Source organism: Acinetobacter guerrae, assembly GCF_009372255.1.
Lineage (GTDB): Bacteria > Pseudomonadota > Gammaproteobacteria > Pseudomonadales > Moraxellaceae > Acinetobacter > Acinetobacter guerrae.
In genome coordinates, this window is sequence record NZ_LXGN01000021.1 from 16,980 (window position 1) to 37,669 (window position 20,690).

Here is a 20,690-nt window from a genome sequence, read left to right on the forward strand (position 1 = left end):
GGAGATTTCGTTTTTGTTATTTTTAACTTAGCATAATTCAGTTAAAACTTCGGTAATTTTTTATATGGTTTAAAATATTTACCATAAAAAACAATTAAATGATTAAAAAAGCAACTACTCTCTATTTCTAATCCAGCGCGCTGGATTTCCTGCAACAACATGATAAGCCTCTAAATCTTTAGTCACCATGCTGTTCATACCGACAACCGCATGTTCAGCAATCGAAATACCATCTTTCACACCAACATGTGCACCTAACCAAACATCACTTCCAATCTCGATTCCTTTAGAAATGACAGGTTGCTGATAAACAGGACGATCTAACTGTATACCATGATCAAAAGCATATAGATGACAATAGGCAGCAATCCGCACTTGATTATGTAAGATAATCCCTGCGCGTCCGCCATCTAAAATACAGTGATGGTTAATTGCCACTTCATGACCAATCGTTAAAGGCCCATGTAAAGTGCAATCCGCCGCGATAAACGTATTATCACCAATGCTAATTTTACGTCCACGTTCCGCAAAGATATGAGCCAATGGAGAAATAAAACAATTTTTCCCAATTTCAATGGTTTCCATTTCCATCAAATAGGCTTGATATTCTTTTTGCCATGCTTCTGCCCATTCACGATGTTTGGGTTTTAATGACCAATAAAGCCATGGCATATAGTTTAATCGATGCTTATGTTGTTCTCGATATTTAAGTAATCTTTCGTCATTCATGTTCAGGCTCCACAATTTTTAATTGTTCCCGACCACGTGTAATATCCTGAAGTTTTAATTTTAACGGATCAATCTGATGAATCTGCAAAGCGGCTTCTACAACCACACCTTCACTTGTGTAATTTTCAATATATTCAATTTTTTGATGTGTGAGTTCATATTGAAGAATCGGCCATTCGTTAAAATAACAAGAGAAAACAACCTGTTTTTTTTCTATGAGTTCTATTTTTTCTGCGAGCATTAAACACTGCCCTGCACAGCCGCCATAAGCTCGAACTAAACCACCTGTTCCCAGTTTTACCCCGCCAAACCAACGATTAACTAAGACTAAAACATTGGTCAATTCATTGCCTTCAATGGTTGCCAATATGGGACGCCCAGCGGTTCCAGATGGTTCACCATCATCATTGAAACGCACATGGTGCCCTATTTTCCAAGCCCAACACTGATGGGTAGTACTGATATCCTTATAACTTTCTAAAAAAGCTTTTACTTGCTCTTCGTTTTCAACGGGGGTTGCAAATGCCTGAAATCGACTTTTTTTGATTTCTTCTTCAAAGCAAGTAAGTTGTGCAATGGTATAAGGCATAACAATAAAAGAGAATCTATAATGAAATTATGATTATAGCCTGAATAAAGTTGCTAATGACAAAAATCCCCGCAGTAGCGAGGATTTAAGTATTTCTTCAATCCTTTGTTGATATTTATCGCTCTCTTAAAGCTTCTTTGGCTTTGTTAAACGGTTTTAATAAATAATCCAGTACCGTCTTCTCACCCGTACGAATGTCTACTGTCGCCACCATCCCCGGAGTGATACTAAACGACTTACCTTCTTTGTTATAAAGCTTGTCAGAATCAGTACGGATATAAACCCGATAATAAAACTGATCCTGCTTCACCTCATCACGAATCGTATCAGGCGAAATCACCGTCACCTTGCCTTTTAAGCCTCCATAAATCGAGTAGTCATAGGCGGTGATTTTGACCAGTGCTTCCTGACCCGGATGGATAAAAGCAATATCTCGTGGAGAAATACGCGCTTCGATCAGCAATTGTTCATCCAATGGCACAATGGTCATCAACTTGCCATTTTGTGGAATCACTCCGCCCTGTGTCGTCACTGCAATCTCTTTCACCACCCCACGTACAGGTGCTTTAAAAGTGGTTCGGTTTAAAGTATCGGTTCGACCCCGTACAATCTGCATTTGTTGTTCGGTATCGGTATTAGCCTTTGATAATTCTTCACGTGATTTAACGTAATATTGGTTACGTGCATCGTTGATTTTATTTTGCAGGTCATTGGCTTCACGTTTTAAACGTAATACCTCTACTTCACTGGCAGCACCTTTGGCGACCAAAGGTTCAGTCATCACTAATTCTTGTTGTACCAGTTGTAAAGCTTGTTTTAAACCTGAAACGGATTGCTCTAGATTTTCACGTCTGGAATTATATAGCGCCGTTTCTTCTTGTACCAATTTTGGATCTTTTCTAATTTCTTCTGGAAACTGTAATGCTGTGCCGTTGACTTCGGCACGCAATCGAGCTGCAGTTGCCTGAGCTGAAATTAGTAAAGATTGTGACTCTCCAACATTGGATGCAAAACGCGTTGGATCGAGCTGTGCTAGCACTTGTCCTTTTTGTACAATGTCCCCTTCTTGTACATCTAGCTTCGTCAAAATCCCACCATCTAGCGATTGAATCACCTGTTCTTTTGAAGACGGAATGACTTTACCCGTACCCGTAGAAACCTCTTCTAGTTTAAATAACCATGCCCAGAGTAAGAGGACCAATAAACCGACCCCTATGATCCAAATCACTAAACTGGCACGAGGTAATGGTGGCTCTTTGTAGGACACTTTTAAAGAACGTTTTGGGAGTTGTAATTGATCACTCATGAACTTGCTCCTTGTCCTGCTGGAATCTGTTGTGCTGCGGATTGTCCATGAAGGATCTGATCACGAGGCCCATCCATCACTATTTTTCCGTCACTAACCACAATGATTCGGTCAACCAGTTCCAGTACCGCGCGTCGATGCGTGGCTACAATCAAGGTACGATGTCCAAGCCATGTTTTTAGATGATCAATCAACATTTTTTCTGAGACGTCATCAATGGATGCAGTCGGTTCGTCCAATAATAAAATATTGGGTTGTCTAATGAGCAGTCGGGCTAATAGCAAGGCTTGACGCTGACCACCTGAGAAACCCACACCGCCCTCTAAAATAAGATGGTCCAGTCCTTCTTTTTTCTCTTCAACAAAGCTGAGCGCACCTGTCATTTTTAAAACATTGAGAATGTCTGTATCGTTAGCCAAAGGTGCGCCAAGAGTCAGATTTTCCCGAATCGTACCGTAAAACAGGTGGGCATTCTGGTTCAAAAGCCCCATGTCACGACGAATATCCGCAGGGTCAATTAAGCTTAAATCCAGACCATCCAGACTAATTTTACCTTGTACTGGAAATTGCATTCCGGAAAGTAGTTGTAATAAGGTCGATTTACCTGCACCGTTACGCCCTAATATGGCAACTTTTTCTCCTGCCTGAATACTCAGATTAGGGATGATTAAGGTGGGTTTAGGATCATCTTGACCATATTGGAAAGCGATGCCTTTTAATTCATATTCCCCATGAATCACAGGTTTGTGAATGAGATGCGCCTGATCAGGTTGATCGACGGATTTTTTCATCAATTCATCTAGGCTGGTCTTTGCCACTTTAGCCTGCTGTAAACGCCCCAATACACCCGTAATTTGAGAAATGGGTGCTAACATTCTGGAAGATAAAATCGAACAAGCCACTAAAGCACCTGTGGTCATATCACCTTTGATGACTGCAAAACACCCCACTAAAACCACAATCGCATAGGTTAAGCCTTGTATTTTTTGAGTCCATGCCGTTAATACCCCCACAATCTTACGCTGACGCATACTAATATCAGCGGACACTTCATTCATGTGATTCCACTGATTTTGAAAGCGGGATTCAGCGCGTAGTAGTTTAATATCTTCAATACCCTGTACCGCTTCCACTAAGATGGCATTCCGGATAGAAGATTCACGCATGCCCTCCTGTGCCAATTTGGCCAGTTTTTTTTGTACCAGTAAACCTGGCACAATCATTAAGGGCACAACCAATACCATGACCCAAAATAAGCTACCGCCAATTAACCAGAAAATTACAAGGAATAAGAAGAAAAAAGGTAAATCGGCAATCGCACTGATGGTAGTAGAGGTAACCAGTTCGCGAACACCTTCTAGTTCACGAATTTGTGAAATGAAAGTGCCCGTTGATTTAGAACGTTCTTTATTTTTTATGCGTAACGCATGCCCAAAAACACGATCTGAAATTTTAAGATCAGCACGTTTACCAATAATATCAGACAGATAAATTCGGGAAACGCGCAATACAAATTCGAAAATAGCAGCCAGTAATACCCCGCCTGCCAAGACCCATAAAGTCGGATAAGACTGGGATGGAACCACTCGATCATAAACTTGCATAGAAAAGATAATTGTTGCCAGTGCCAAAATATTGGCAATCAAAGAGGCAAACATAATATCGACATAGCGTTTCCAGTCTTTGAGGACAATTGACCAAAACCAGCTTGCTTCATAAGGCTTAATGTATTCGTCGACACGTGCATCTGGAATCGAGCTTTCTGGTCGGACGATATATATATATTTAATCAGCTTATCGAGTTGATCAACCGTAAAGGTCTGTGCTAGCCCTTGTTCTCCACTGAGCTGGATGCTGATCTGTCCTTCTCCATCAGCCTTGTCTATGACGCCAACCTGCCCATCATTAAATTCGGCAATGACAGGTAATCGCCATGGGTTTAAGAATTCTTTTGAGAATGTGAGTTTGCGATAATTCAGTCCCATTTGACGGCAAATCAGCAACAGCACATCATCAATGTTATGGTTCTGGTTCCAGTCCAATTGTAATCGGATGCGTTCTTCTGACGGTTCAATTCGGTAATGTTTGGCAATCACAAGGACGGATTGTAACCACGGCTGATAGTTAAGTGCTTGACTCATGGTTGTACCTCAAATCCCTGAATTGAAATATGGTTAAGTTGATAGGCCTGACGAGTACGTCCTGTGGTCTGGATAAATTGAACCAGACTGTTGTAAATATCGTAGCGAGCACTTTCCAGCTCGTTATTGGCCGAGTGAATCGCCATTTCTGCGTTGAGTAGATCTAGTACTGAGCGTGTACCCAATTTGTATTGTTCCTGATACAGCTCACGGGTTCTGACCGTAGTCGCCTGTCTTTCTGAAAGCACCTGAATTTGTCTTTGTTTATTTTCGATGTTTTCTCGTGTGGTGCGTAGTTGGTCAAGTACGTCCATATAAACTGAGTTGACTTTGGAACGTGCAGCTTCTTCTGCATAACTGGCAGATCTGACCTGCGCCGAAACAGCTCCCCCCTGATAAAAGTTGCTACTCGCTTCCAGCATCACCGCACTATATAGTCCATTATCTTTATCATTGTTTGGATTAACACCATTCAAGGCCTGACTTAAGGATCCTTTGACTGACAAGGTGGGATATAGGCTTAATTGGGTTTGTTTTTTTTGCGATTTGGCAACTTCAACTTCGGCCTGTGCCGCAATCATTTTGGGGATGGTATTAAATTCTGGATCTTGAAACAGATCAGAAGATTTCACCAGATCATCAGGAATTGTCCAGTTTTTATTGCTGACATCAAATCCTAGTAAAGTGCGTAGACGTTGTTGGTATTGTCTTAATAAAGATTGTTCAGCAATCAGACCGGATTGCGCCGATTGTAGATAGGATTCGGCTTGTACAGGATCGGCCTGACTGCTAATTCCTGCATTGGCGCGCATGTTGGCAATATCCAGAATTTTTTGGATGCCTATGACTTGTTGTTCTCCAATCTGACTAATGCGTTTATAGCGTTCAATGTTAATGACGGCAGAAGCAACCTGATAGGCAATATCATCAATGCTGACCAAAACGTTGGCCTGCTCCACAATCAATTTGGCTTTCTGGGTATCGACGCTGGATTTGACTTTACCAAAGTCATAAAGCAGTTGGGTTGCGCTTAGGGTCAGTAACTGGCGACCACGTTCGCCTGTCGTCAAATCACCGGTACTCACTCCCCCTGTTAGTTGCGGATAGTACTGGGCTTTGGCAACATCAATATTGGAGTTTTGGGCGGCTAGTGTAGAAATACTTTGACTAATTTCAGGGTTACGTTGAATGCCAAGTTGAATCGCGTCAATGAGGTCAAGTTGCCGATTCGAGATTGGATTACTTGGATAAGCTTGTCGTGTCGTGTTTGAACTTGCCACCACCACAGGTAATCGATCCAGTTTGGAGGTATCTACCTGAAAATTGGATAAGTCTTTAAAGCTTACTTTATTAAAGTCATTATCTGGTGTTGCATTAAACAAGTTTTCTATACCTTGTTTAATTGAAGACTTAGCTGTCGTTGTGGAAGAATCCGCATAGCTGATCGGTACATACAAACTCCACCATAAATAAAAAGGAATTCTTATAAAGTGTCGCCATTTATTCATTCTTTTGTTCCAGAATTTGAAACTTATATCCAAGTCAAAAATTGTACTTGATTTGAAATAAAACTTTATCATTCCAATAAATTTTATTTCACTATTAAAAAAAACTGCTTCATGACTGAAGCAGTTTTTTAAAACATTTTAATTAGATCTAACCAATGATGATTTGGTCATTATTCAGCAAAGTCTGTAATGTCACTTCAGAGGTCTGATTAGTTAATACCAATAACGTTTCATGCGTTGTAAATGTTGTACCATCACCATCACGATCAACTTTAATTGTTGCAATGTCTTTATCAGCATCATAAGTCACAGAAATATATTTACCGACAGTGGTTGCATTATCTGTCGCTAAGATAGTCTGGGTTAAACCTGTAAAGAAAGACTGTGAGAACTGAATCACATCGGCATTGGCATCACTTGCTGTATTGCCGACATGAAAATCTGTCCAAGTATCTACACCATTACCAGCAGTAGCATCCGCAGCATTTAACACCGTGTAGATTGCAGTATCTTTGCCTGTACCACCGATCAAAGTATCATTACCTGCTCCACCATTTAGCGTGTCGTTTCCACCTTGACCATAAAGAATGTCATTACCATTTCCACCATTAAGTGTATCGTTTCCACCTCTGGTATCAGTAGCAACATTAAAATCACTATAATGATCTTTAATATATTGATATCTTTCAAGATCAGTCGGTGTATGACCCAAAGTGATTTGTAATTGTTTATCTAATGCCGCCATCCCTGAACCAAGAGCATCAGGTTGAGAGGCCGAGTTAAAGTTACGGGTTCCACCAAAAGTAAGTGCGTCAGTATTGATTACATCACCAAAAATAATGTCGTTACCATCGCCTCCATTAATGGTGTCATTTCCAACAGGATTTAAAGTTGGATATAAACCCCCAGCTTGTAGCGCGTACTGTAATTGATCAGCTGTCATTACAATATCTGGCTGTCCACCAGATCCAGTCACTGTATCTGTACCTGCACTTACATTCCACTGAAGATCATCAATTTGTGCCTGATAATTTGCACTACCATTTTTATCCTCTACAGTAAATACAAAACGATAAGTACCTTCACTGGTAATAATACCTGTTTGCATAGTTAGTGCAGTTGAATTAGTAGCGTGATCATTTGCAGAAGCATTCGAACCTGTTTCGACACTACTCCAAGTCCCATCATTATTTTGCTTCTGTAGAGTCCAAGTAAAGCTATCATTTGCAGTCCAGTTTTGCTGGGTATAATTAAATGAAATATAACCTTTAGATACTTTCGTATCGTCGTTAAACGTAATTTCAGGGCCCTCATAAACTGCTGCTTTTCCATTTGCAGCAACAGTGTCTTTTAATACAAGACGACCATTACTTGAGCTAGAGGCTGTAACTACACCATCTGTATTGCCTGACTGCACTTTCCAATTGCTACGTGTACTTAAACCTGTATCATTATTGAAATTGGCTATTGTAGTCGCTGTCGGTACATTACTAGTGCCCACATCAACAGTAATATTGCCAACGGAATCAGTATTATCAAAAAGTTGTAACCATGATTTATCGACAGCATTACCAATCCCAATTGCGTTGACTTTACTAATATTACCTAAGCCAGCATTGCCAGAAGTTTGATTTAAACCATGATCAAACGTAGTTTTTGACTCGCTAAGCTTAGTGACAGTAGTAGTTGTACCATCACCATCATTTGTTTCACTAGTTCCATTCATGCGAGATGTTGGATCACCATCTGTTATAAAGAATGTTAGGTTTTGATAATTATTTACTGTATTAGCAGCACCCGTTGTTTTATTTACAGCTGTTGCAGATAAACTCTTAAACCAATCCACTGTTTTACCAAAAGCAGCTTCGTAGTTTGTACCACCTTGTGCAACTAAATTTGAAATTGCTGTATCTATTGCGCTCCAGTTTCCACTTTTTACATCGCTAATATTGATTCTAATATCGGTAGAATTCCCACTTTGCCCACTTGCAGAAGAAAATGAAATAAGGCCTAAATTAATTTCTCCACCTTTATCCGTGCCCTCAGCATCAGCGAAAGGTAGAACAATATTTTGGATATACTGCTTTAATCCTGCTTTTAATAAGTTAATACGTTCATTTGCCGATCCTGCATTTTGATCCAAATTATAAGCCATACTTCCAGAAATATCTAAAATGAAAGCAATATTATAATTTGTTCCAGGTACAAGTGTCGTTTTTACTCCGCCAGAATCGCCTAGTAAAACGTCATCACCATTACCGCCATTAATTGTATTATCACCATTATTTGCAGTAGATCCTGGAGTCCCTGGAGCGACAATACTACTTACATCTATTTTGGTTGTTGCAGTATTACTATCAGCACCACCAATATCTGTAACTTTAACTGAAATCTCGCGAGTAACCACCGATGTAGTGGTACCAGAACCTGTACTAAATGTAATTGCCTTAATCGCACTTTCATAATTAGCAAGCGTACTCGTTCCACTCAAAGTAAGTGTATTACCTGATGGTGATAGTGTAGCAGTGATACCACTTGGTAATGTACCTGCTTGTAATAAATCTCCAGATTGATAATTAGTTATCGTAATTACTGCCCCTGAAATCTGTTGAGGAACTGTCGCTGCATCAACATCAGTAATTTTAATGTCTGTGTCTGCTATCGAAATGGCAGCAGCGCCTGCAAGATAACTTGTACGGTAATTACTGCCAGTTTCACCTGAGCTGTCATTGGCATCAAGATCAAGAGCTGGTACATCATTCACGGGTTTAACGGTGACGTTCACTGTCGCTGTTTCTGTTGTACCACTGGCACTGGTCACGGTGTAGCTAAAGCTGTCGTTACCACTCCAGTTCGCATTCGGGGTGTATTTGACCGTGCCATCTGCGTTGATCGTCACAGTGCCATGACTGCCATTGCCCACCGCAGTGACCTTAGCATCGCTGGCTTCAAAGTGGTCGTTGCTCAGTACGTTGATGTTGATCGCAGTGTCTTCATCTGTCGTCGCGCTGTCGTTAAAGGCATCTTGTTCACCCGCCACAGTCACGTTAATGGTTTGGGTCGTGGTGAAGCCTTGGTTATCCGTGACGCTTACTACGAAGCTGTCGCTGCCATTGTAGTCTTTGGCAGGTGTATAGCTCCAGGTCCCGGTCGTAGCATCGATGCTCGCTGAACCATGTGATGCACCAGTGCTGATGTTGTAATTCGGGTTAGTGATGCCATCTGGATCAGTCACGCTCAGGGTGCCTGTGATCGCTGTACCATCTTCTGTGCCGCTAGCGCTGGTGTTGCCACTAAAGACGCTGTTGCCATCATTCACCGCAATTACGGTAACGGGAACACTTACTGTAGTTGTTCCACCTTTGCCATCACTTACCGTCACTTCAAAGCTGTCTGAACCGTTGTAGTTGGCATTCGGCGTATAGGTATAGCCACCTGTCGCTGAATCAAGCGTTACTGTACCGTGACTTGGATTGGTGCTTACTGTATAGCTTAATTGATCTCCATCAACATCTTGTCCAACCACATTGCCTGTGACGGGCTTGTCTTCATCTGTGCTGATTGAATTTGCAGTTGCTGTCGGTGCATCATTCACCGCAATTACGGTAACGGGAACACTTACTGTAGTTGTTCCACCTTTGCCATCACTTATTGTAACCACAAAGTTGTCTGAACCATGGTAGTTGGCATTCGGCGTGTAAGTATAAGTACCTGTTGTTGAATCAAATGTAACTGTGCCATGTGTTGGCTTTTCAGTAACCGTATAAACAAGAGAATCACCATCTGGATCTGTAACATTTAAAATTTTGCCAGTTTTAGGTGTATCTACAATGGTACTAATAGCCTGCTGCTTACTATTTTCTAAAACCTGTGGAGATTTATTAACTATAGTTCCTTTTTCATCATTACTACTCCCCCCGCTGCTTCCTAAAGCAACTCCACCTGCAACAGCTACTCCACCTGCAAGCCAAGGAAGAAAAGCACCTGAACTGCTACCGCTCGCAATAGGCAACAAGACCTCTAAGCCTGTAATTTCTTTAAATAAGGGAGCCCCATTGTTCCAGTCAAACCACAAAAAAGCACATTCGTTATCTTCAAAAACCAAATCTGAAACGACTTTATCTTCGTATTGTACAAAGAAGTTTTCAATCGTAATGACATCACCATTTTGTAGTTTTAAAATTAGATTATTGCCATCCTGAATAAACTCAGCAACATCCTCTCGGTGTAAATTAACCTGAACGATAGCTGCCGCTTTTAAAATAATTTGCGAATTATCTATACTGCTTTTTTCTAAAGATTTCTTTTCTGTTACTACAAATTTTGTCATGTGTATATACCCCAATAATGGGCAACCCCATTATTTAAACCCTTTATATAATTGGTAATCTGCTTTCTTTTTCAGCTCTCGTTCCTCTGAGCATCAGTCTGTCAAGAAAGATCAAATCCCGCCCTTAACCATTTTTGTGCCGCCAAATGCCACTAAAATTAGTTGTCATTTATCTCTTTAGAAACAATTATTTATTTAAAAAATTGAATCCATTTTCTTTAAAGTCATATTTGATTAGTCAGAATAGTTTTACACTTAAATTTAGTATCTAAAGATAAGTGTGCTTCATCACTAATGTGGGGGTATTTATCTGAATCAACTTACCTTTTCAGCATTAACTTGAACAATAAAAGGCTTATCATCACTATCAATTGAAATTGTAAAATCACGATTTTCAAGCTCATTATTCACATTTAAATTAAGCTCATACGTCTCACATACTGTTTTACAGCTTTTAACTTTAATGACATACACATCAGGCTTTAAATAAAAATTAGCCTTATTATTAATATAAAAATCGCCAGCCTTAAAATCATCGATATAAAAACTAACTGGACAGTTCTGTCTATTTTTATCGTCATTCAGACAAAGCTTATTATCTCGAAAAACATGAATAACTTGATTTCTGGTATTATCCTGTTTCTGAAATAATAAATTTGAAGGTTTGTTATCCATATTAAAAGGTGTAACACAAGCTGTCAGAAAAAGGCTTAGAAGGATAAGACTGCCGCCACGAATCATAAAAACCCCAATGCAATGTTAAATTTTGTATAGATATTACAACATAAAATTTACATTAAAAAGAGAAATATCTCACATTTTAATAAATAAATAAAACTCACAATGCACTAATAGGTTGACTCAAAAGTCATCCATTGTGTATATAAATTTTATTGATATAAACCATAATATTTTCTTTTGTTTTATTTAATTTTTATTAAATATATATTTAAATAATGCTTATTGAATATTTGATAATTTTAAATAATATTTATGTAACTATTCACATGCATTATAAAGAAATAGAGTTATCATTATTTAAATATTTTTTTAATTAATTCATTCAACTCATATATTTAGTTTAATAAATTATATAAAAATTTATCATTGAGTAAAAAAAACCCTTTTCAAATTTCAAGAAAAGGGATTTATTAGATAAATTAATAACTATTAATAAAATTTTAGACTGTAAAATCATCGCCCAAATAAACTTTACGAACCTGCTCATTCTCCAAAATTTCTTGTGGAGAACCTTCAGCAATAACTGATCCTTCACTCACAATATAAGCGTGTTCACAAATCGCCAATGTTTCCCGCACATTATGATCAGTAATTAAAACACCAATCCCGCGCTCTTTGAGATTTCGAATAATTTCTTTGATGTCACCTACCGAAATTGGGTCAACACCAGCAAAAGGCTCATCGAGTAACATGAATTTAGGATCTGCAGCCAAAGCACGTGCAATTTCAGCACGGCGACGTTCTCCACCAGAAACACTCATTCCTAATGAATCCTTAATATGACCAATTTTAAAATCAGCCAATAATTCATTTAAACGTTGTTGACGCTGCTGCTTATTTAAATCCTTACGAGTTTCCAAAATTGCCATAATGTTTTCAGCAATTGTCAACTTTCTAAAAATAGAGGCTTCCTGTGGCAAATAACCAATGCCCTTTCTGGCACGTTCATGCATCGCCAAATGTGAAAGATCTTCATTATCTAAATGAATTTCCCCTTTATCCATTCGTACCAAACCAACAACCATATAAAAGCTTGTGGTTTTACCTGCACCATTTGGTCCAAGTAGCCCAACAATTTGACCGCTTTGCATCTGAAATGATACATCTTTAACCACCCAGCGTTTATTGTAGTTTTTGGCCAGATGCTTAATACAAAGTTTTTGTGATTTTTGAGACGATTGATCCATTAATCACGCGCTCCTGGGAAGCTTTTTGAACTAGAAGGTGGAATAATCAACTGAACTCGGTTTGAACTCGAACCTTGTGCTTCGATATCGCCTTTATTCATACTGTATTTGAGACTGTTACCTCGAATACTCGCACCATCCTGAAATAAATAAGCATTACCTGTTAAGGTAATAATCCCACTATCCGCATTGTAAATAATTTTTTGCGCTTCACCACGAGCTACTCCTTTTTCAGCACTAATTTGCTGCTGAAATTTAGATGGTCGTCCATTGGCTGTAATCGTTTGAATTTCTCGCTTTGAGTTAAGCTGTGCAACGATAGAATCTGCCTGTAACTTCATGGTGCCCTGTTCGATGACCACATTTCCAGTATAAGTCGTAATACCTGTTTTATCGTTATAGGTCGCTTTGTCAGCCACTAAAGAAATAGGCTGATTACGATCTGATGGCAGCGCAAATGCAGACACAGACAGTATTGCCACTGCTGTAAAACCAGTGACCTGTTTCAGGAAAGTCGAACGTGAAGTCGAATTAAGAATTTGGTGCATACTTTCCTCGAATATTAAAAAATTCGTATTGACCATTTTCCAGATTGGCCTTTAAGCCATTACTGACAAAAGAAGCCTGTGATGATTGCACATCCACCTGATGAGTCGTTTCTATCATTTTTGTTTTAGGATAAGTGGTTAACTCATCGGTACGAAAAACAATTTCACCTTTTTCAGCAAGTTTTGTGGCAACAACATCTCCAGAAAGAATTACTTTTTCATTATCATCATAGCCATTGGCAACTTTAGAAAAGAAAGTCGCATTCACTTGTCCATTTTGATACATAGAGGCATGCAGATTTTCAAGTTTTGAGGTCTGCTGCTGCATATTCTGTTCCAGCCGATCGACTTGCGCACGAATATATAAATGCCCTTGATCATTAGTTTGGGTCAAGTTAATGCCTTGAACAGAATACGTCATATTTCGACTACTATCTGCTTCAAGTCTGTTTGCTTTCCCACTGTAGTAATAATAGCCACCACTTACAGCTGCGATTGCAATCGCCACAATATATAAAACTCTGGTATCCATAGGCGGCGTAATATCACCTTTTTCTTTGGCTTAGAATATTAATGGGGTACTGTTAGATATTTTGCAAGAAGTTCTTCGTAAACTCCTTTTGCATTCAGTAACATATCACAAACTTCACGTACCGCTCCACGACCACCCATCGCCTGAGTCACTAAATGAGCACGACGACGTAATTCTACATGTCCGTTTGGTACAGTCACGCACATGCCTGCAAGTGAAAATGCTGACAAATCAGGCCAGTCATCTCCCATATATAAACAGTCATGAGGTTTTAAATTAAACTGGGCACATGCTTCCCGCAGTGCAATGCCTTTATCTTCACGTCCTTGAAAAACCAGATCAACCCCTAAATCAGACATTCGTTTTTCAACAATCTGACTTTTACGTCCCGTAATAATAATGACTTTGAGGCCAGCTTGTTGAACCAGTTTCATCCCTAAGCCATCGCGAATATCAAAAGATTTGATTTCATCGCCGCTATTGGTCAGCGTGACAAAACCATCACTTAAGATACCATCAACATCTAAAACCAGCGCCTGAATATGACGTGCTTGCTCAAGTAATGCATATGATGCCATGAATTAATTTACCCCTGCCTGAATTAGATCATGCATGCTAATCACACCAATCACTTTATTTTCATCATCTACGACCACAAACTGACTGATTTTTTTTGCATTTAATTGCTTTAATGCTTCGACAGCACGTGCTTCCTGAGAAATAGTCGCGGGGTGTTGAATCATGACCGCAGATACAGGCAGCTTCACATCAAAACCTTGTTGCTTATCGATTAAACGACGCAAATCACCATCAGTAAATATACCCAGTAAGTGATCCTGTTCATCGACAATCGTGGTCAAGCCCAAACGCTTATTAGAAATTTCGTACAGTACCTGATTCATTGGTGTATCAGGGGATACTTTCGGAAGATCTGCACCTGTATGCATTAAATGCTTAACGTGCAACAGCAAACGTTTACCCAAAGCACCCGCTGGATGCGAGCGAGCAAAGTCGTCTGCGGTAAATCCACGAGCTTCCAGCAATGCAACCGCGAGCGCATCACCCAATACAAGTGTAGCGGTAGTACTTGATGTTGGAGCTAACCCAAGTGGACAAGCTTCGTTTGATTCACCTAAGGTTAATGCTACATCTGCATTTTTAGGCATAGGGCCCGTATCATCACGGCTCATCGTAATCAGGGGTACTTCAAGATGCTTGATCAAAGGCATAAGCATCATGATTTCATCGCTTTTACCTGAATTTGAAATCGCGATCAAAACATCACCACGAACCAACATTCCCAAATCGCCATGCCCTGCTTCACCTGGATGCATAAAAAATGATGGCGTACCTGTAGACGCAAAAGTTGCTGCCATTTTGCGACCGATATGTCCAGATTTCCCCATACCTGTCACAACCACACGGCCCTGACACTGTAAAATAATTTCACAAGCCTGATTGAAACGATCATCAATCTGACTTGTTAACACATCCAAAGCATGTTGTTCAATCGCAATGGTTTCAAGTGCAATTTTTTTAAAATCGGTAGCATCGGTCATGAAAAACGAACTCGAACAATTCTCTATAATCAAAATTGACTATAGATTTTTAAATGAAAATTTTGCGTTATTCTAACACATCTCATTTCTTGTCACGTTTTTAAATGTACAAGTTTTCACTTACTTATAAAAATTATGGATAAACCTTTGTGAAATATGTGGCTTACGTTAAGATATAACACTATTTTTTGGTGAATGTTTTTAAGAGTCTTATGCAACCATTCGTTTTATATAACTCAGAGCAACGTAAAAAAGTTGAATTTGTCCCACGTGTTGATGGCCAGATAGATATGTATGTCTGTGGCATGACAGTGTATGACTATTGTCATATTGGACATGCTCGAGTCATGGTTGCTTTTGACTATATTATTCGTTTTCTGCGTAGTCAGGGCTGGAAAGTTCGTTATATCCGCAATATCACAGATATTGATGACAAAATTATCAGTCGTGCCAACGAAAACGGTGAAACCATTCAGGAGCTTACTGCGCGTTTTATCGGCGCCATGAATGAAGATGCGGCCAGTCTTGGTTGTGCTGAACCTGATGAATCGCCAAAAGCAACCGAATATATCGATCAAATGCAAAATATGATCGGAACTTTGGTCAATAATGGCACCGCTTATCCAGCTGCAAATGGTGACGTCTATTATGAAGTGACCAAATTTGCCAAGTATGGTCGCCTATCTGGGCGTAAATTGGATGATATGCAAGCAGGCGCGAGTGAGCGTGTCGATGTCGAAGTCGAAAAAAAACATCCGTTTGACTTTGTCCTCTGGAAACATGCAAAAGCGGATGAACCATCTTGGCAATCTCCGTGGGGAAATGGCCGCCCAGGTTGGCATATTGAATGTTCAGCAATGTCAACTTGCTGCTTAGGTAATCATTTTGATATTCATGGTGGTGGATCGGATCTTCTATTCCCACATCATGAAAATGAAATTGCGCAAAGCGAGGCTGCAACAGGCGAACAATATGTTAATTATTGGATGCATGTTGGTTTTATCAATGTCGATGGCGAAAAGATGTCAAAGTCTTTGGGCAATTTCTTTACAATTCGTGATGTAATGGAAAAGTTTCATCCTGAAGTCATTCGCTATTTTATTGTGTCTTCGCACTATCGTAGTCCTGTAAACTTTTCAGATGTTGCCTTAAAAGAAGCAAAAACTGCACTCAGCCGTTTTTATCATGCCTTTAAAGCTTATGAGCAGGTGTATGGTCAAACTCATTCTGAACAGTTAGATCATGAGTTTATAGAACGTTTTAACAGTGCGATGCGCGATGACTTTAATACGCCTGAAGCTATGGCAGTACTCTTTGAACTCAATCGTGAACTCAATCGAGCTGTGAAAGAACAACAAACTGAACTGGCTACTGTTTACTATGCAACTTTGCGCCATTTAACGACAATTCTGGGCTTGGTTCAGCACAATGTCGATGAATTCTTAAAATCAGATATTGGTCAAGAAGTATTAAACCTTTCTGATCATGAAATTGAGGATTTGATTCAACAACGCAGCGATGCCAAAAAAGCCAAAGATTTTGCCAAAGCAGATGGTATTCGCCAGTCTTTACTTGAAAAAGGTGTTGCACTTGAAGACACCCGTCAAGGAACCGTTTGGCGACGTGCTGATTAAATCGACAATTAAAATGCATGTATGTTGACAGTTAAATGAAACTGTCTATAATGCATCTCACATTGCGGGAATAGCTCAGTTGGTAGAGCACAACCTTGCCAAGGTTGGGGTCGCGAGTTCGAGTCTCGTTTCCCGCTCCAAAATTTTAAAAAGCCCTTATCGAAAGATGAGGGCTTTTTATTTGTCTATACTAAAATCATGCAGACTAAAGTAAAAAACGGACTGATTAAAAGTCCGTTTTTACATTAAATCTGATTATTTTTTGAGTTTGTAAGCAATTACATAATCACCGACTGGTGTTTTCATAAAATGATGTCCACCCGCCATAATCACAATATATTGCTCTCCATTGATAGAATAAGTCATCGGCGTTGCTTGACCACCCGCAGGCAGATTTGCAGTCCAGACGAGTTTACCTGTACGGTTGTCCAATGCATGTAATTTATTATCTGTCGCAGCAGCAACAAATGTTAGACCACCTGCTGTAATAATTGGACCACCGTTATTTGGTGTACCAATATTAATTGGCAAGTAAGTTGGCAAACCAAACGGGCCATTGTGTTCAGCACTACCAAATGGGTGCTGCCAAAGTACTTTTTTGCTATGTAAATCAATGGCTGTAATCATGCCATAAGGCGGTTCGTTACAAAGGACCTGAGAAATTGGGGCATAAAATGGTGATACATTAATTCCATAAGGGGTATCTGCCATCGCACCATTTCCTTCAGCACCGCCACCACCTGATTTATAACTTGGGTCATCAATTGACTTTAAGCCCTGCTTATTGGCTTCTGTACGCGTAACCAATTTGTCGTACATTGGAGTCACATTCCAGTTAGCAATCATTAAACCAGAATGAGGATTTACCGCTACACTGCCCCAATCACTTCCGCCATTGTAGCCAGGGAATTCAATCCAAGGTTTATCGATACTTGGTGGTGTAAATTCTCCAAGATAGTTCGCCTGTTTAAATTTAATACGACATAGCATTTGATCAATTGGAGAAATTCCCCACATGGTTTTTTCCTGAAGATCAGGCAAACCTAAACGTGGAATCTCAACAGACCATGGTTGAGTTTTAGCACGTGGATCATTTGGAACAGCATGATAAGCCTTTGCATCGCTTGGTACAGGTGCTGGTCGTTCTTCAACTTTAGTTAAAGCTTTGCCTGTGGCGCGATCAAGAATAAACGTCTGACCACGCTTGGTCGGCATAATCAATGCTGGAACTTTTTTTCCTGAAGCATCTGGATAATCCAGCAATGTTGGCTGAGAACCGATGTCATAATCCCACACATCTTTATGTGCGGTTTGGAATACCCATTTTTCACGTCCTGTATTTACATCGAGTGCAACGACTGCTGAAGACACACGGTTTTCATTCGCACTGCGCATCGCACTGTAATAATCCGCAGCCGAGTTCCCCGTTGGAACATAAACCAATCCTAATTTTTCATCGCCAATCATGGCAGCCCATGAGTTTGGTGTACCGCGACTGTATTGCTCACCTGTTTTGGGTTCAGTGTTGTCATTTGGACGGTTCACATCCCATGCCCATTTAAACTGACCTGAATCTGCATCATAGCCACGGATTACACCAGAAGGTGCCCATCGACGCTGCCCATCAAGAACCTGATGATTGACTACGATTACACCATTAATGATTGGTACAGGCGCAGTAACCGCAAGTTGACCGGGTACCCACTTACCAATACCTACAGATAAATCGGTTTGACCGTGCTGACCAAAACCTTGACACGACTCACCTGTTTCAGCGTCAACCGCCAACAAACGCATGTCTAAGGTACCAACAATAAGTTTGTTGTGACAAGCCTGTCCTTCGGGAATAGTTTTAGATTGATAAAAAGTAACTGCCTTACATGCAGCGGTATATGGAATATTTTCATATTTCACACCAGACTTATGTTCCCAGATTTTTTTGCCTGAGGCTGCATCCAATTTAATAATATTATTGGTCGCACTACATAAATATACCGCATTACCCACTTTAATTGGCGTGGTTTCAGCAGCCCATTTATTGGTTTGGCCTGCCTGAGGAACATCACCTGTTCTGTACGTCCATGCCACTTCAAGATTATTGACATTCTCTGGAGTAACTTGGTTGAGCGGTGAATAACGGGTCGCATTTTCATCACGACCATAATATTGCCAATCTGTATCTGGTTGGGTCATCGAAGAGTTTGACGAATTTGTCGCCAAAGACTGCGCTGAAATTTCCTGCCCTGACACATAGGATGAATGTGGATAAAAAGCCAGACCACCCGCAACAACAAAACATAGAATAATAAAGCCAGTTAAACTATATGAAATTTTCTTACTCGCTCCTGAACCAATAGTTGGCATCAATAGGCTCATAAAGAAAGCAAAAACGGCCACAATCGCAAGTCGAGGAACCCATCCCCAATAGCGTGTACCCGCTTCCCATATTGTCCAGATAAGCGTGTAGAAGAAGAAAAGCCAAAATAGTTTTACACCAATCTGATCATTTTTAAGCAAATAAACACTTGAAGTGATTAATATTACACCACTAATCACGTAATACCATGAGCCTCCCAAGTAGGCTAAATATATCCCGCCAATAAACAATGTCAGTGCAAATAACAGTAAAATCACCGAAAATATTTTTACGGGTATACTACTTGTTTTTTTATAGATGGAAGAAGCCATAACTTTAAGCCTTATTAATTTTATTTAGTATGGGGATAGTTATTAGATCATTTTATTGATTATAAAAACGATGCTCTGATCGTTGTTTAAATGTTCTCTGAAACTTAAAGTTTTCTTAAAAAATAAAAGAACTTCTGCTTTAAAATAAAAATAATTTATATTCAAAAAGTTATATAAAATTTATATAAAAAGACATTCATTTTAGCCTTCTATCTTATCTGCAATAAAATATGAAGAAACCGCCAGTTAATGTTTATTCAAAAAATTTAATAATCCATTAAAATTATTATGTGAATAAAAAAACCCCATCATTCAGATAGGGCTATATGCAATGTTAATAGGGTTAGCTGGCTTGTTGATGATAAGGCAAATCGCCATTAATCGTTGCACGATGCATAATCCGATGGGCATCCCCATAATCAAACAATGCTTTATGCTGAGTACATCGATTGTCCCAAATCGCAACATCACCCTCTTGCCATTTCCAACGTAAGTGAAACTTTTCCTGAGTTGAATGCCAGAACAAAAACTCTAGTAATTCATTACTTTCATGCTCATTTAACTCATTAATGCGAGTGGTAAAACCTTCGCTCACAAATAAAATCGGTTGTCCCGTCACAGGATGTGTTCTTACCACTGGATGAACAACTGGTGGATTACGCTTAAATGTTTGCTGCAATTTTTCACGTTCTACCTCATTTGTTGCAAATCGCTCAATCGGAAATGATTTACGAATATCATGGGTTGCCGTTAATCCTGCCAGTTTGTGCTGTAAATCAGTATCAAGTGCAGCAAAAGCAGCGATACCGCTTGACCAGAGTGTGTCGCCCCCTGTCGCAGGAATTTTTATCGCTTGCAGCACACAGCCTAAGGGAGGTGTTTGGCTAAATGTGACATCGGTATGCCAAAGCTCATTATCACGTAAATCCTGTTGCCAACTATCCAAAATCAAAACTTCAGGTGTTCCTTCCATTGAAGGGTAAATCGGATGAATATGCAAAGAACCAAAGCTACGTGCCAATGCTGCCTGAGCTTGTGGTAGCATTTGTTGTTGACGAAAAAAGATCACATGATGCTGTAATAAAGCCTGTTGAATCTCGGTTGTTTGTTGTTCACCTAAATGATTTAAATCAATGCCAGTAATGATTGCACCAATGCTCGGTTTGATTTGTTCAATGCTTAAACTCATTTTACTACT

General features: G+C 39.7%; 15 protein-coding genes and 1 tRNA gene. 2 read left to right on the forward strand and 14 right to left on the reverse strand.

The window, feature by feature from the left end; all coding sequences use genetic code 11:
* Positions 1-114: 114 nt before the first annotated feature.
* From A7A69_RS08870 to A7A69_RS08925, 12 genes are all read right to left on the reverse strand, one after another.
* Positions 115-729, reverse strand: a complete 615-nt coding sequence (locus A7A69_RS08870) for an acyltransferase (RefSeq protein WP_152877106.1) — start codon at positions 727-729, stop codon at positions 115-117.
* Positions 722-1,318 carry an IMPACT family protein gene (locus A7A69_RS08875; RefSeq protein ID WP_152877108.1) on the reverse strand — a complete coding sequence of 199 codons (597 nt, stop codon included), beginning with the start codon at positions 1,316-1,318 and terminating at the stop codon, positions 722-724. Before A7A69_RS08875 ends, A7A69_RS08870 begins: the two co-directional genes overlap by 8 nt.
* A 115-nt stretch (positions 1,319-1,433) precedes the next feature.
* Positions 1,434-2,624 carry an HlyD family type I secretion periplasmic adaptor subunit gene (locus tag A7A69_RS08880; protein ID WP_152877110.1) on the reverse strand — a complete coding sequence of 397 codons (1,191 nt, stop codon included), beginning with the start codon at positions 2,622-2,624 and terminating at the stop codon, positions 1,434-1,436.
* The gene (locus A7A69_RS08885; protein ID WP_152877112.1) at positions 2,621-4,765 is read right to left on the reverse strand and encodes a type I secretion system permease/ATPase; all 2,145 of its coding nucleotides are present in this window, start codon (positions 4,763-4,765) and stop codon (positions 2,621-2,623) included. Before A7A69_RS08885 ends, A7A69_RS08880 begins: the two co-directional genes overlap by 4 nt.
* On the reverse strand, positions 4,762-6,273 hold the full coding sequence (locus A7A69_RS08890) for a TolC family outer membrane protein (RefSeq protein ID WP_152877114.1): 1,512 nt from the start codon (positions 6,271-6,273) through the stop codon (positions 4,762-4,764). The genes A7A69_RS08885 and A7A69_RS08890 overlap by 4 nt, the downstream gene beginning before the upstream one ends.
* 148 nt (positions 6,274-6,421) lie before the next feature.
* Positions 6,422-10,603: a tandem-95 repeat protein gene (locus A7A69_RS08895; protein WP_152877116.1), complete on the reverse strand. Its 4,182-nt coding sequence runs from the start codon at positions 10,601-10,603 to the stop codon at positions 6,422-6,424.
* A 315-nt stretch (positions 10,604-10,918) separates the two neighbouring features.
* Complete coding sequence (locus A7A69_RS08900) at positions 10,919-11,344, reverse strand: hypothetical protein (protein WP_152877118.1); 426 nt, start codon at positions 11,342-11,344, stop codon at positions 10,919-10,921.
* A 440-nt stretch (positions 11,345-11,784) separates the two neighbouring features.
* Entirely contained in the window at positions 11,785-12,531 is a 747-nt protein-coding gene (gene lptB / locus A7A69_RS08905) for an LPS export ABC transporter ATP-binding protein (protein WP_120370198.1), read from the reverse strand.
* Positions 12,531-13,079 carry a lipopolysaccharide transport periplasmic protein LptA gene (gene lptA / locus A7A69_RS08910; RefSeq protein ID WP_120370199.1) on the reverse strand — a complete coding sequence of 183 codons (549 nt, stop codon included), beginning with the start codon at positions 13,077-13,079 and terminating at the stop codon, positions 12,531-12,533. The genes lptB and lptA overlap by 1 nt, the downstream gene beginning before the upstream one ends.
* Positions 13,063-13,611 carry an LPS export ABC transporter periplasmic protein LptC gene (gene lptC / locus A7A69_RS08915; RefSeq protein ID WP_152877120.1) on the reverse strand — a complete coding sequence of 183 codons (549 nt, stop codon included), beginning with the start codon at positions 13,609-13,611 and terminating at the stop codon, positions 13,063-13,065. Before lptC ends, lptA begins: the two co-directional genes overlap by 17 nt.
* Before the next feature lie 38 nt (positions 13,612-13,649).
* Positions 13,650-14,189: a KdsC family phosphatase gene (locus A7A69_RS08920; RefSeq protein WP_120370201.1), complete on the reverse strand. Its 540-nt coding sequence runs from the start codon at positions 14,187-14,189 to the stop codon at positions 13,650-13,652.
* A 3-nt stretch (positions 14,190-14,192) separates the two neighbouring features.
* The gene (locus A7A69_RS08925) at positions 14,193-15,170 is read right to left on the reverse strand and encodes a KpsF/GutQ family sugar-phosphate isomerase (RefSeq protein ID WP_120370202.1); all 978 of its coding nucleotides are present in this window, start codon (positions 15,168-15,170) and stop codon (positions 14,193-14,195) included.
* A 212-nt stretch (positions 15,171-15,382) separates the two neighbouring features.
* Here A7A69_RS08925 and cysS point away from each other — a divergent pair, with 212 nt between their 5' ends.
* Positions 15,383-16,804: a cysteine--tRNA ligase gene (gene cysS / locus A7A69_RS08930; RefSeq protein ID WP_152877122.1), complete on the forward strand. Its 1,422-nt coding sequence runs from the start codon at positions 15,383-15,385 to the stop codon at positions 16,802-16,804.
* Between the two features lie 64 nt (positions 16,805-16,868).
* Positions 16,869-16,944: transfer RNA gene (locus tag A7A69_RS08935), tRNA-Gly, on the forward strand.
* Positions 16,945-17,059: 115 nt separating this feature from the next.
* Here A7A69_RS08935 and A7A69_RS08940 read toward each other — a convergent pair.
* Both A7A69_RS08940 and tauD read right to left on the reverse strand, forming a co-directional pair.
* Positions 17,060-19,492 carry a membrane-bound PQQ-dependent dehydrogenase, glucose/quinate/shikimate family gene (locus A7A69_RS08940; RefSeq protein ID WP_152877124.1) on the reverse strand — a complete coding sequence of 811 codons (2,433 nt, stop codon included), beginning with the start codon at positions 19,490-19,492 and terminating at the stop codon, positions 17,060-17,062.
* A gap of 343 nt (positions 19,493-19,835) precedes the next feature.
* Positions 19,836-20,681, reverse strand: coding sequence for a taurine dioxygenase (tauD, locus tag A7A69_RS08945; RefSeq protein WP_152877126.1), 846 nt, complete (start codon positions 20,679-20,681; stop codon positions 19,836-19,838).
* Between the last annotated feature and the right edge of the window lie 9 nt (positions 20,682-20,690).

What these genes read in the sequence shown, in the direction of transcription:
- A7A69_RS08925 (WP_120370202.1), bottom strand. Translation starts at nt 15,170, where the DNA reads ATGACCGATGCTACCGATTTTAAAAAAATTGCACTTGAAACCATTGCG.
- A7A69_RS08885 (WP_152877112.1), bottom strand. Translation starts at nt 4,765, where the DNA reads ATGAGTCAAGCACTTAACTATCAGCCGTGGTTACAATCCGTCCTTGTG.
- A7A69_RS08895 (WP_152877116.1), bottom strand. Translation starts at nt 10,603, where the DNA reads ATGACAAAATTTGTAGTAACAGAAAAGAAATCTTTAGAAAAAAGCAGT.
- cysS (WP_152877122.1), top strand. Translation starts at nt 15,383, where the DNA reads ATGCAACCATTCGTTTTATATAACTCAGAGCAACGTAAAAAAGTTGAA.
- tauD (WP_152877126.1), bottom strand. Translation starts at nt 20,681, where the DNA reads ATGAGTTTAAGCATTGAACAAATCAAACCGAGCATTGGTGCAATCATT.
- A7A69_RS08940 (WP_152877124.1), bottom strand. Translation starts at nt 19,492, where the DNA reads ATGGCTTCTTCCATCTATAAAAAAACAAGTAGTATACCCGTAAAAATA.
- lptB (WP_120370198.1), bottom strand. Translation starts at nt 12,531, where the DNA reads ATGGATCAATCGTCTCAAAAATCACAAAAACTTTGTATTAAGCATCTG.
- lptC (WP_152877120.1), bottom strand. Translation starts at nt 13,611, where the DNA reads ATGGATACCAGAGTTTTATATATTGTGGCGATTGCAATCGCAGCTGTA.
- A7A69_RS08870 (WP_152877106.1), bottom strand. Translation starts at nt 729, where the DNA reads ATGAATGACGAAAGATTACTTAAATATCGAGAACAACATAAGCATCGA.
- lptA (WP_120370199.1), bottom strand. Translation starts at nt 13,079, where the DNA reads ATGCACCAAATTCTTAATTCGACTTCACGTTCGACTTTCCTGAAACAG.
- A7A69_RS08900 (WP_152877118.1), bottom strand. Translation starts at nt 11,344, where the DNA reads ATGATTCGTGGCGGCAGTCTTATCCTTCTAAGCCTTTTTCTGACAGCT.
- A7A69_RS08875 (WP_152877108.1), bottom strand. Translation starts at nt 1,318, where the DNA reads ATGCCTTATACCATTGCACAACTTACTTGCTTTGAAGAAGAAATCAAA.
- A7A69_RS08890 (WP_152877114.1), bottom strand. Translation starts at nt 6,273, where the DNA reads ATGAATAAATGGCGACACTTTATAAGAATTCCTTTTTATTTATGGTGG.
- A7A69_RS08880 (WP_152877110.1), bottom strand. Translation starts at nt 2,624, where the DNA reads ATGAGTGATCAATTACAACTCCCAAAACGTTCTTTAAAAGTGTCCTAC.
- A7A69_RS08920 (WP_120370201.1), bottom strand. Translation starts at nt 14,189, where the DNA reads ATGGCATCATATGCATTACTTGAGCAAGCACGTCATATTCAGGCGCTG.